The sequence below is a fragment of the Halioglobus sp. D3-4 genome, from assembly GCF_055809315.1.
On the sequence record NZ_CM147907.1, the window covers coordinates 4,294,244 to 4,306,807 of the forward strand.

12 protein-coding genes are annotated in these 12,564 nt (G+C 60.5%); all 12 read left to right on the forward strand.

Features of this window, described 5'->3' with window-relative positions:
- Positions 1–104 precede the first annotated feature (104 nt).
- Complete coding sequence (locus tag AC0L6S_RS18965; RefSeq protein ID WP_473425682.1) at positions 105–1,808, forward strand: nitrilase-related carbon-nitrogen hydrolase; 1,704 nt, start codon at positions 105–107, stop codon at positions 1,806–1,808.
- 74 nt (positions 1,809–1,882) lie between these two features.
- Positions 1,883–2,641 carry a hypothetical protein gene (locus AC0L6S_RS18970; protein ID WP_473425683.1) on the forward strand — a complete coding sequence of 253 codons (759 nt, stop codon included), beginning with the start codon at positions 1,883–1,885 and terminating at the stop codon, positions 2,639–2,641.
- Between the two features lie 36 nt (positions 2,642–2,677).
- Positions 2,678–3,946 (forward strand): acyl-CoA dehydrogenase family protein, encoded by a 1,269-nt coding sequence (locus AC0L6S_RS18975; RefSeq protein WP_473425684.1) that lies wholly within the window; start codon positions 2,678–2,680, stop codon positions 3,944–3,946.
- Between the two features lie 31 nt (positions 3,947–3,977).
- Positions 3,978–5,417, forward strand: a complete 1,440-nt coding sequence (locus tag AC0L6S_RS18980; RefSeq protein WP_473425685.1) for an aldehyde dehydrogenase family protein — start codon at positions 3,978–3,980, stop codon at positions 5,415–5,417.
- Positions 5,414–6,253, forward strand: a complete 840-nt coding sequence (locus AC0L6S_RS18985; RefSeq protein WP_473425686.1) for an alpha/beta fold hydrolase — start codon at positions 5,414–5,416, stop codon at positions 6,251–6,253. The genes AC0L6S_RS18980 and AC0L6S_RS18985 overlap by 4 nt, the downstream gene beginning before the upstream one ends.
- A complete protein-coding gene (locus AC0L6S_RS18990) occupies positions 6,250–6,837 on the forward strand; it encodes an isochorismatase family protein (RefSeq protein ID WP_473425687.1) in 588 nt (195 codons plus the stop codon). The genes AC0L6S_RS18985 and AC0L6S_RS18990 overlap by 4 nt, the downstream gene beginning before the upstream one ends.
- Complete coding sequence (locus tag AC0L6S_RS18995) at positions 6,838–8,052, forward strand: FAD-dependent oxidoreductase (RefSeq protein ID WP_473425688.1); 1,215 nt, start codon at positions 6,838–6,840, stop codon at positions 8,050–8,052.
- Between the two features lie 22 nt (positions 8,053–8,074).
- Complete coding sequence (locus tag AC0L6S_RS19000; RefSeq protein WP_473425689.1) at positions 8,075–8,911, forward strand: maleate cis-trans isomerase family protein; 837 nt, start codon at positions 8,075–8,077, stop codon at positions 8,909–8,911.
- Complete coding sequence (locus AC0L6S_RS19005) at positions 8,898–9,572, forward strand: hypothetical protein (protein WP_473425690.1); 675 nt, start codon at positions 8,898–8,900, stop codon at positions 9,570–9,572. The genes AC0L6S_RS19000 and AC0L6S_RS19005 overlap by 14 nt, the downstream gene beginning before the upstream one ends.
- Before the next feature lie 26 nt (positions 9,573–9,598).
- A complete protein-coding gene (locus AC0L6S_RS19010) occupies positions 9,599–10,375 on the forward strand; it encodes a maleate cis-trans isomerase family protein (protein ID WP_473425691.1) in 777 nt (258 codons plus the stop codon).
- 15 nt (positions 10,376–10,390) lie between these two features.
- The gene (locus tag AC0L6S_RS19015; protein ID WP_473425692.1) at positions 10,391–12,103 is read left to right on the forward strand and encodes a nitrilase-related carbon-nitrogen hydrolase; all 1,713 of its coding nucleotides are present in this window, start codon (positions 10,391–10,393) and stop codon (positions 12,101–12,103) included.
- Complete coding sequence (locus tag AC0L6S_RS19020) at positions 12,100–12,558, forward strand: VOC family protein (RefSeq protein WP_473425693.1); 459 nt, start codon at positions 12,100–12,102, stop codon at positions 12,556–12,558. The genes AC0L6S_RS19015 and AC0L6S_RS19020 overlap by 4 nt, the downstream gene beginning before the upstream one ends.
- The last annotated feature ends 6 nt before the right edge of the window (positions 12,559–12,564 follow it).

The window sequence follows — 12,564 nt, forward strand, 5'->3', positions numbered from 1 at the left end:
GCTATTATTGCCCCGGCGTCCGGCCTGCTTTTGATAATTATCATGCCGCCTGCCGGGTGCGCTGTTTAAGCTGATGATTGATTACAGTGGGAAGATAGAGCTTTATGACCAGCGTTCATTCCATTCGCGTTGCCGTTGCGCAGTTCCATGTCGGTGCCGACATCGATACCAATCTCGAGCGCTGCCTGTTCTGGCTCGATCAGGCGGCCTCCTGCAAGCCGGATCTGGTGGTCCTGCCCGAGTTCTGCAACCACCTGTCCTGGTACGATGACAAACAGCACTGTTTCGATGTCTCGGTAGCGCTGGACGGCCCCTTTCTCGCCACCATTGCCGCCAGGGCGAAAGCGCTGGGCTGTCATGTGGTCGTCAATTGCACCGTGCAGCGAGCCGGTGGCAAAGCGACCGGCTCCAGCCTGTTATATGGGCCCGATGGCACGCTGCTGGCAGACAACACCAAGCAGATCTACATCGGCCACGAGAATGACTTTCTGGAAAAGGCCGATTCCGAGGGCCCGGTGGTTGCGACCGCACTCGGGCATCTCGGGCTTTACGCCTGCATGGACGGCGTCATCAACGAAACACCGCGCTGCCTTGCATTGAGCGGCGCAGAGTTGATGCTCAACAGCCTGAATTCTTTCGCCACGGATGAGGCATCCCTGCATATTCCTGTGCGTGCCGCGGAAAACAAGGTATTCGTTGTCGCCGCGAACAAGGTTGGGCCGCTGGTCCCGGAGGCGATGATCGATGCGATTAGCGCCGGCACTGGCATCCCGCCGCGATTTCTCAACGGCGCCGGTGAAAGCCAGGTAGTCGCACCCGACGGTACCGTGCTGGCCAAGGCGTCGCCCGACAGGGAAGAGTTCGTATACGCCGATATCGAGGTAGCCGCAGCGCAGAACAAACGCCGTCCCGATGGCACAGATATCTTTGCCTGTCGCCGCCCTGAGCTGTACGGCCCGATTGCCGCCGACCCGGCGGGGCAGGCCATGCCGGAGATGAGTGATATCCCCGCTGTAGCGTCAGCGGTGGTTTGTGCCGACCCGGGCGAACTGGAGGTGGTGCTGGAACATCTGCGCAGCGCTGTCAGTGCCGGTGCCCGGCTGGTTACCCTGCCGCCGCTGGCCGGTGATATTGCCGATCTGCCCGCCGCAGTGCGCCGGGGAGAGGACATTGTCGCGCGCATTGCGGCCGACTGTGGCGAGGCCTGGGTTGCGACTGCCCTCGTACGCGAAATTGACGGAAAGCCAGCCTATTGCGCTGTACTGATAAACGCCGGCGGCATCGTCTGTGAGCAGCCCCAGGTCCACCGCAGCGAGCGCTTTGCATTCAGCCCTGCCGCCGATGCCTTCACTACGGCGTCCACGCCGTGGGGCCGCGTTGCGGTCGTGCCTTCTGACGACAGTATATATCCGGAGACGTTTCGACTGCTGGCCATGCAGGGCGTGCAGGTGGCGATGGTGCCGCTGTCGCCGCTGGAAGACTGGGAGCTGGACACCGGCCTGCTGGAGCGCTCGGCCGAGAACCGCATCAACCTGCTGGTGGCCACCGATACCCGCGAGCACGGCCCGGCCTTTATCACGTCGCTGCAGACAGATTTCACGGTGATGACACAGTGGCAGGAGCGCCCGTTTGACGGTCTGCTAAGCCAGCCGCAGTGGCACCGCCTCGGGGAGAGTGAGGCTGTTCTGGTGCGCGATGTGTACCCGCACAATGCGTCCAACAAGGTGGTGTCTGCGAACACCGATTTGCTGTCGGATCGGCCGTGGCACGTTAGCGGCGCGATTGTCCGCCCCGTCGCCGATATTTGAGATTTATCAAGGTGTCGGGGCGCCTCGCTCTGCACACTGCCTGACACAAACACTATAAAGCACTGGAGAAAACCATGTCTGAACCCGCACCTGAATCTCTCCCTGGCACGCTGTTCTCCACGACGCTCGATCGGCTGGTCGATCGGCTCGGTCTGAAGGAGCAGTCCGGGGACAATGGTACGCCCTTCATGACACTGCAGAGTCAGTTGCCGATGGTGGAGGGCGAAGTCGGAAACGTTCGCGTATTCACCGGCGGGCCGTTGTTCCGCGTGGTGACCTGTTCGCTCGCGGCGGCACCGATGCAACTGGATTCACATATGCTGTTCGCGTTTACACCCGGTACCAGTGCTGTGCCGCATTTCACGCTCGATTCGGTAAAAGCCGGTGACCATTTCGCCTTCCACCTCGACCTGATCCCCAGAGTGGATCTCGGTTGTAACCTGCCCTACATCGACGAGGTGTTCGGGCCGCTGACCGAGTTATTGGAGGCCGGGAATGCGATCGAAGGCCTCAGCCAGGCGCATCTGTCGCCACGGCAGAATGCCATCATGTCGCCATGGATGCTGGCCAAGCGTGCCACTGAGGAGGCGTTTTCCGACATCGATGACACCGTCAAGGCGTATCAGGAACACTGGTTCAGCCTGCTGGACAAGGGCGTGTCCAAAACGGCGCTGGAAGGTATTGCACCGGCCGATCTGGTGCAGCGCAATCTGCGCAACAAACGCATTATTTTTGATCCGGAAGTGGATCATGTGTGGCCGCGAATCACCGGCATGGTGGGACAGGATGCGGTGGATATTATGCGCTCTCTGCTGATCGGTGAAGACGAATAGCTGCGCGACGAAGGGTTTGGGAATAGAGGAGTTGGGATGAATAAATTAACCGGTGAAGCCCTGATAGAGGATATGAGCGCCGCTGAGAAGTTGCGCGCGGAAAAGGTCGAGAGCGTGCTGCCGGCGCTGGCCGAAGCGGCGGCGGAGGTAGACGGCAGGGGCGAGTTCCATGTGCCGCATGTGAAGACCATCAGCGATGCCGGCTTGCTCGGCCTTATTGTGCCCGAGCAGTACGGCGGCATGGGTGGTTCGCTGCGCGATCTGTGCGCCGCCACATTTTCACTGGCCACCGCATGCCCCTCCACCGCACTCGCGTTTTTCTTTCACTGCAGCTCCGCATCCCGCGGCCTGCTGGCGCTGGAGGCACTGGATGCCGGCTTGTTCGACGAAGAGGAAGCCCCGGCCGTGCGCGCGTTTGCGGAACAGGTGTTGTACACCATGGGGCGCGATGGCAAGTGGCTGGCAAACTTCGCCAGTGAATCCGAGAAATCCGAGAAAGCGGCAATCACCATCAGCACTGTAGCGACGCCGGTGGACGGCGGTTATCGATTGAGTGGCGTAAAAGCCTTCGGCTGTGCAACGGGTGTGGCAAACCGCTATCTGGTGACCGCCAGCCTCGAGGGTCACGACACCGCTGCAGGGCTGTGTACCTTTTTTGTCGATCGGGATGCCGAGGGTGTCAGCGAGCGCGAGCATTGGGATGCCATCGGGATGCGCGGTACTGCCACCCACGGTATTGTCCTGAAGGATGTGTTTGTCGCCACTGAAGACGCACTGGCCATCCCCGCAGCCTTTACGCGTTGCATGCAGATGAGTCGCGGCAGTTTTGTCGGCAATCAGGTGGCGGGGATCGCCTGTTATCTCGGCGCGGCACACAGCCTGTATCGCTACACCATCAATCACCTGCGCAACAAGAAATTCGCCGATACCGGCAAGTCGGTGGGTACCGATGCCTACCAGCAGGAACTGATCGGCCATATGATGGTGGAACTGGAAACGGCAACCATCTGGCTGCGCAGGCAGGTTGAGCTGGAGAGCAGCGAAACCCCGATCCTGTCCAAGGACGAAGTGGTGAAACGCTGGCGCCTGTGTAAAGGTGTGGTGGCCGAGGCCGCGTTTAATCTCGGCGCCTACTGTCTCAAGGCCTGTGGCACCTCAGGTACCACCAATCACGGCGTGCCGGCACGCGCGATGCGCGATCTGTGTATGGGTCTGGTACAGGCGTTTCCCGCCGAGCGCGGTCGCCTGATGGCGGCGCAGATGGAAATTGAGGGCGTTGAGCAAGTACAGTTCGGTACGCGCTGACTCGGGGCGCGCTGGCAGAGGAGAGATACGTTTGCAACGAGACCTGATCATCGGGGGCGAGGACGCTCCGCCGCACAGCGGCGAGTATTTTGATGTCGTGGCACCCGAAAGCGGGCGCGTGATTGGCAGCGTTGGCCGGGCCGGGCCGCGCGATGTCGATGCCGCCGTCGCGAAAGCGCGCCAGGGTGCCGATGCCTGGGCCTCACTGGCGCCTGCCGCGCGTGAAAAAGTTTTGCTGGCCGCTGCCGATCTCGTCGCTGAACAGGGCGAGGCACTGTTTCTCGATACGCTCATCGATGAGAGTGGCAGTGCCATTACCAAGGCGCGCTTTGAAATCGCCTACACCGTCGACTTGCTGCGCACCGCCGCCGGTGAAGCGCGGCGCCTGTACGGCGAGACCTTTCCCAACGATAACCCCGAGCGCTTGTCGATGGTGTTCCGTGAGCCCATCGGAGTGGTTGCCGTTATCTCACCCTATAACGCGCCGCTGTCGCTGCTCACCAAGATGGCGGCATTTCCGCTGGCGGCGGGGAACAGCATTGTTATAAAACCCTCAGAGGAGACCCCGATTACCGCGCTGGCATTTGCCGGTCTGCTGCTGGAGGCCGGTCTGCCACCGGCAGCGATCAGTGTAGTCACGGGTTTCGGCGCTGAGTGTGGCGGACCGCTGAGCGCGCACCCGGGCGTCGATTGCGTGGCGTTCACCGGTTCTACGCAAACCGGTATTGCGGTTGGCATTGAGTCGGTCAAGCAGTTGCGCCCGGCGCAACTGGAACTCGGTGGCAAGAGTGCGGTACTGGTGCTGCGCGATGCCGACCCGGAGGCCGCTGCAGCGATAGTCGCGCAGGGGGTGTTCACGCACGGCGGGCAGATCTGTATGGCGAATTCGCGCATCGTGGTGGAGCGCTGCCTGTTTGATTCGTTCAGCGCCGCGCTCAAATCGGCGTGTGAGCGTATCTATCTGGGTGATCTGCGCGATGAGCGCACCCAGTACGGGCCGCTGATCAATCAGCGCGCTGTCGATAAGGTGCTGGCGCAGGTGGACGAAGCGACCGCCGCCGGCGCAGCGCTGCTCACCGGCGGCAAGGTGCTGCGCGGCCTCACCATTGAACCGACGATTGTCGTCGAGCCGGATCGCAGCCTGCCGCTGTGGCGTGAAGAGAGTTTTGGTCCGGTGGCCTCGCTGGTGGCGGCGGATGACCTGGACGACGCCATCGCGATTGCCAACGACAGTGACTACGGCCTGTCTGCGGCAGTGCTAACGCAGAATATTCAGTGGGGCATGCGCGCGGCCCGCGAGATTAAATCCGGCAGCGTGCATATCGGTATGCATGCCTTCCAGAGCAATGCACTGGCCCCTATCGGCGGGTTCAAGCGCTCGGGCCTGGGTCGCAGTGGCGGCCGCTACAGCACGGAAGAGTTTACCGAGGTGAAATGGGTGAGCGTGTCGCTGGAGGCAGGTGACAAGTGAGCGCTCGCACTACGCGTCGTGCCTACGTCGATGTCGGTGATCTGCAGATACATTACCGCTATACCCCTCCCGCGTTGGGCAGTACGGGCGATGCGCCTGACAGGCCGGTACTGTTAATGCTGCACCAGAGCCCCAGCCACTCGGCGATGTATGAGCCGCTGATGGCGCTGCTGGCAGACCGCTTCCATATTATCGCGCCGGACAATCCGGGTTTTGGCGGCAGTGATCCGCTACCCGGCCAAGAACCACAGGTACAGGATTACACTGCGGCAATCAGTGGTCTGGTGCAGGCGCTGGATCTCGCACCCTGTTTCGTGTTCGGGCATCACGCGGGCGCGGCCATTGCGGTGCAACTGGAACACGATTATCCGGGCACGGCGCGGGCGATGGCGTTGTCCGGCCCACCGCTGCTCGATGACGCGGCCCGTGCCGCATTACCGGGTATGGCCACGCCGTTTCCTGTCGCGGAGGATGGCAGCCACCTGTTGCAGATGTGGCAGCGTATCCGCAACAAGGATGCGCAGGCACCGCTGTCGATCACCCAGCGCGAGACCCTCAGTGCACTGGTCAGCGACGCGGGCTATTACACCTCTTACAGTGCGGTGGCTGCGCAGGATTTCGCCGCGCTATTGCCCGCTATTGCATGCCCCGTGCTGGCGCTCGCGGCGGGCAACGATCCGTTGTTGTCGGGTGTCGCACCCACGCTGGCGCTGCTGTCTGATGGGCACGAGGGGACGCTCGGCGGCAATGAACGCACCTATGTATGTGAAAAACAGGCGCAGGACGTCGCTGTGCTATTGGCTGAATTCTTTCTCAAGCAGGAGCGGGCACAGTGACTGATCTGGAACGCGCAAACCTCGGTCTCGGTGAGCGGCCGGCGCTGTTGGTAGTAGATATGATCAAGGGCTTCACCGACGCCAGCTGCCCGCTGGGCTGTGATTGCCCGCAAGTGGTTGCCGCCAATGCGCAACTGATCGATGCCTTTCACGCCGCCGGACGGCCAGTGGTCTTTACCACGGTGGTTTACCACAACGAGGGCCAGGCGCGCGTGTTCCGCGATCGCATCAATGCCCTGAACGTACTGACGCCGGAGTCTGACTGGGTGCAGGTGGATGCCCGGCTGGATATGCGCGAGGGCGATATCCTGCTGGAAAAGCAGTGGGCCAGCGCCTTCCACAAGACAGACCTCGACGATCAACTGCGCACCCTCGGCGTCGACTCGCTGGTCGTTACCGGGCTCACTACCAGCGGTTGTGTGCGCGCCACGGCGGTCGATGGTTTGCAGTACGACTACCGCGTGGTGGTGCCGCGCGAGGCGGTCGGTGATCGCAACCCCGATGCCCACGAGGCGAACCTGTTTGATCTGCATGCCAAGTACGCCGATGTCGTAACTGTGGCTGATGTGTTGGAGAATTTGTAAGTGGCTGAGTCTAATCCTGTCATTATCGCGGGGGCCGGCCCCGTGGGTTGTCATCTGGCGCTCTACCTCGCCAGTCGCGATGTGCCGGTGCTGTTGTTGGAAAAAGAACCCGAGTTGCCGGTCGACCTGCGCGCTTCCACGTTTCACCCGCCCAGCCTGGAGATGATCGCCGATCTCGGCTTCGGCATTATCGAGGATATGCTCGCGCAGGGACTGGTGGCGGATCGTTACCAATACCGTGATCGCCGCACCAATGAGGTGGCGAACTTTGATATGAGCCTGATTGCAGACGACACCCGCTACCCGTTTCGCCTGCAGCTCGAACAGTATGAATTCACCCGCCTGGTGGTCGACCGACTGTCCAGGCTGCCCTGCGCCGATGTACGGTTCGACAGTGAGGTGACGGGCTTTGAACAGTCAGGGGAGGGCGTCACGGTAGACGTGCGCTCACCGGCGGGGATGCAGCGTATCAGCGGCGCGTTTCTGGTCAGTGCCGAGGGCGCTCGCAGCAATATACGCAAGCAGGCAAACATCGACTACCTGGGCTTTACCTACGATGAGAAATTCCTCGTCGTCAGTACCAGCTTTGCGTTTGAGGATGTGTTCGACGATCTCTCCTGGGTGAACTATGTGTCCGACCCCGATGAGTGGTGCGTCATCCTGCGTACCGAAAAACTGTGGCGCGTGCTGATTCCGACCACGCCGGAAACGGTGGATGACGAGGCCAGGCTGCTGTCCGACGCGTTCATACAGGAGCGCCTGCACCATCTGTGGAACAAGGATGGCGACTACGACATTGGCCATCGCACCTTATACAATGTCAACCAGCGCGTGGCGGAAACGTATTTTACTGGCAGGGTGATTCTCGCCGGGGATGCCTGTCACATCAACAACCCGCTGGGTGGCATGGGGATGAATGGCGGCATGCACGATGCCAATAATCTCGGCGCCAAACTGGCCAGCATCGTCAATGAGGGTGAGCCGCATCAGCCGCTGTTGGAACTGTACAATCGCCAGCGCCGCGACCTCGCCGTGCAGTTTGTGCAGGAGCATACGATAGCCAACAAGAAACTGATGGAAGCGCGCGACATTAACGAGCAGCGCTCGCGACAGAAAATGCTAATGGACACCGCGTCCGACCCGGTAAAGGCGCGGGCGTTTCTACTTGAACGGGCGATGATCAACTGCGTGCGCGACAGCGAAGCAGTGGTTTAGGCAAACAATACTGGGAGTGGTTATGAGTACAGAATTTGGCACCATTGATTTGTCGCGCACCCGGGAGAGGGATCAGCGCACAGACGGTCACCTCGACAATTACATCGGGCACCGCGCAAAGATCGGGGTCATTATTCCCTCGACTAACACCGCTGTGGAGTACGATTGCCAGCGCCTGATTCCGCGCGGGGTCACCTGGCACTTCAGCCGCTTTATGATCGAGCATGCCGATTTGTCCGACGACGACAACTTCATGCGCTTTCTGGAGATGCTGCGCGAAACCATCGGCGCCTCTATCGCCAGCCTGATGACCTGCAAACCCGACCATGTGATGATGGGGATGTCGGCGGAAACCTTCTGGGGCGGCATCAAGGGCAACGACGGTTTTGTCGATCGCATCCAGGAAGCGGTGGGGTTTGATACCGGGCTCACCACCGGCGCGAATGCGGTCATTGCCGCGCTCGAGGCCCTGGGGGTGGCGGGGAATACAGGCAAGAATATTGCGGTGATTACGCCCTATCAGCCTGTCGGCGACAAGAATGTACACCTGTTCTTTGATGATTCGGGCTACAACGTGAAGCAAGTCGTGGGCATGCGCTGCGAGAACGCCCACGATGCTATTGCACTGCTGCCGGATCACCAGGTGATGGATGTGGTGAAACAGGTCGATGGCGACGACGTCGACGCGATTATCCAGGTGGGCACCAATCTTTCCACATCGACCATTTTCCCAACGATCGAGAAGTGGCTGGGCAAACCGGTGTTGCCGATCAATGTCGCCACTGCCTGGCATGCGCTGCGCAGTTGCGGCGTGAATGATCAGTACGACCATCTTGGACGGTTGTTTGAAGAACATTAATCGATGGCTCAGGCGATACGCTCTGCTGTCTGGTTTCGCAGCCTGCCTGCTATCGTCTCCGGGATACAGTGATGAGCGTTGGCAGGACAGCTACTGTGTCGAAGCGCAGCAGGTCCTCGCGGGCACAGAGCTGGTTGCCGAACTCGAAGTGCACGAGAACTGGGATACGTTTGTTGAGTCAAAGGCCAGCGATTCGCCGCTCACGGTACACGAGTACCTGAGTAACCCGTCCGCTGAAGGTATACCGCGTACACTGTCGTGCAAGATGCGCACAGCAGAGCGAATCAACGCCACGGAAACCGTGGACCCGGCTAATCCCGCCGCCACTGGCGATACAGACTGTGTGGCGGTACACCGCGACATGGTGGCAAAATTGCTTGTCAGTCTGGCCGGCCAGCGGCTTGCAGTCGAGCGCGATGACATCGTTTTAGATGAGGATGAAACAACCTATATCGGCCCCCGCTGGCTAAAACCCTGGCCTTATGATGCCGTCACGGCGCAGGATGGTGTGCTGCATTTGCGCGCCAGAGCGCTGTACGCGCCGCATGCCTGGTGGATTCCGATGCCGGACAGATTCAAGGGAAACTACTACTGCCACCTCGTGGCGCCGGACTACCTTGAGGCCATTCTGACCGGTAAGGTGACACCTCCACTGAACTAACGCTTAGCATTCCCGAGGATACGGATATGGACAACTACCAGATAGCGCGACGTGCACAGATCGGCGTGATTATTCCCTCCACCAATACCGGTGTGGAGTACGATTTACAGAAATTCAACCTGGACGGTGTGACCTGGCATCCCTCGCGCTTCTGGATAGAACTGCGCAACTGGGCCGACGAGGTGGAAGCCACGGGTGATGACAACGATACCGTGTTCGAGCGCTTTCTTGAGATCATGCGCGGCGAGATCCCGATTTCACTGCGCAATGTGATATCCGCCAAGGTGACGCACATCATGCTGGGTATGTCGGCGGAAACCTTCTGGGGTGGCGTGGAAGGCAGCATCGAGTTTGAGAAGAACGTGCGCGCGCACATTGGTGATCTCGGCCTGACAACAGGCGCCGAAGCCACCCGCAAGGCGCTGGAGTGTTTTGAAGCCAAAACCATCTCGGTGATTACACCTTACCCGCCCGTGGGTGATGCCAATGTCCGGCAGTACTTTGAAGAGATCGGTTACAAGGTGAAGGCGGTGAAAGGCCTGGACCGCCCCTCGGCCACGGCGATTGCGGAAACCTCGATTCAGGATGTGCTGCAGGCGGTGCGCGAGGTCGATGGCGATGACGTGGATGCCATCGTGCAGTGCGGTACCAACCTGTCCACGGTGGATCTGTTTCCGACGCTGGAGCACCAATTGCAGAAGCCACTAATTCCAATCAACATTGCGACTGTCTGGCACGCACTGCGCGCCTGTGGCATCGAGGATAAAGTCATCGGTCGCGGCCGCCTGATGGAAGAGTTCTAGGTAAGAGGGCGACATATGTTGCGCGCGGCGGCACTGCAGTTTGCCAGTGGTACGGATGTAGAGGAAAACCTCGCTACCTGTCTGCGGGTGATTGATAGAGCCGCTGCAGAGGGTGCTGAGCTGATGGTGCTGCCAGAGTTCAGCAATCACATCTCCTGGTACGACGATGCGGCCCATGCGCGGGCGGTGTCGGTGGAACTGGATGGCCCGTTTCTGCAGGCGATTGCCGCGCGCGCCAAAACCCACCACAGTTACATTGTTATCAACGTCAGCCTGCGCGGCGCCGCCGATACCCTCACCGTGACCTCGCTGTGTTTCGACCCCAATGGCCAGCTCTGTGGCAGAGCGGACAAGCAGACGCTGATGGGGCACGAGAATACCTGGTTCGAACGCGCCACAGTGCACGGCGATCTGGTGGACGCGCCGTTTGGCCGTTTCGGTATGTTTCCCTGCCGTGACGGCGTCACCTGCGAAACACCGCGCGGTCTCACCCTGCGCGGTGCTCAACTATTCTGTGACTCACTGAACTCCTTTGCGCTGGACGAGGAGAGCCTGCATGTGCCTGCGCGCGCGCCGGAAAATCGCGTGTTCCTGGTCGCCGCTAACAAAGTGGGGCCGCTGATACCGGAACACCTGTTGCAGGCCGTGAGTGAACAGACCCATATTCCCGTGCGCTTCCTCAACGGTGCGGGCGGCAGCCAGATTGTCGACCCGTGGGGTAATGTGCTGGCGCGGGCACAGGGCGATGGCGAAGAAGTGGTTGTCGCAGACATTGATCTGGCATTGTCGGACGATAAATGCATGCCCGACGGTACCGATATCCTGGCAGCGCGCCGCCCCGCGCTGTATCGGGACATTGCCGCAGAGCCGCAACCGCCTGTGCAGGCATCGGCCGCTGAGGAGCTGGACGTGGCGTGCATCGCGCCGCTTTCAAGCGGGGAGCAGGCGTTGCGGGAACTGCCCGCACTGCTAGCGGCTTTGCCCACGGATACCGGTCTGGCGGTATTGCCTGAACTGTTCTGCTACGAGCAGGGCAGTGCCATGACGCCCCAGGAGCAGTGCGAACTCGGTGACAGGGCGATCGCCAGCATCACAGACAGCCTGCGTGATTTCCCCTGTCTCAGTATCTGTACCAGCCTGATACGCCCGTTGATAGCAGATGGCGTACAAGGTGCCGCCGTCACCGCCGTGTTAATCAATCGCGACGGCATTCTCGCCGAACAGCCGCGCCTGCATCACACCGGTGCCGCATCCGATCTGCAACTGGCAGATGACCTGCAGCTGGTGGATATGCCCTGGGGCAGGCTGGCGATACTGTCCGGACACGACCTGCTGTTTCCCGAAGTGGTGAAGCTCGCGGCGATTCGTGGCGCGCAGGTACTCGCAGTGCCCTGTGCCTTCCAGCAGGAATGGGAGCGACATTACGGCCTGCTGAGCCGCGCAGCGGAGAACCGCCTGTGCATTGTAGCCAGTGCCGCAGGAAAGTTCCCCGGCGCCATTCTCGACCTGCAGCGAGATTTCACCTTGATGACGCCCTGGCAGGAGCGCAAGTTCGACGGCTACATCAACGCGCCATTGGTCACCGAGCAGATACCCGGAGAACCGTTGACGACGGCCCGTATACATCCACAGGCCTCGAACAATAAACTGATGTCGCAGCAGACGGATCTGATACTCGACCGCCCGTGGCAATTGAGTGCAGACCTGTTGTTGGAGGCCGAAACATGAACGACATAGCAGCTACACTCGCCGATCACATCCTCGGGCCAGCGCATATCGGCTTTATCGTGCCCGACCTGGAACAGGCCATCGCCAATGCCTGTGCGGTCTACGGGATAGCGCCGGAATCCGTACAGTATCAGCCAGAGCGCAGCGTGGAAGCACCCACCCTGTTTGCCTTCTTCAGCGTGGGCGGGTTGGCGTTTGAGTACATCGAGCCGCGCGACGAACACTTTCGCAAACTGTTGTTTGAGATGCCATCAGGCAGTGCCGGCATCAATCATGTGGCCTGGCGTGTGCGGGACATTGAAGGTGCGCTGCAGCGATTGCATGAGCACGGCATTGAGCCGGGGCATGTAACGCCAGACGGCGTGGTCAGTTTTGGCGGGAAGAAAATGGTGTACCTCGATCCCGCCACCACGGGCGGCCTGGTGATTGAGCTGATCGAATATGCTGAACCATAGCGAGGC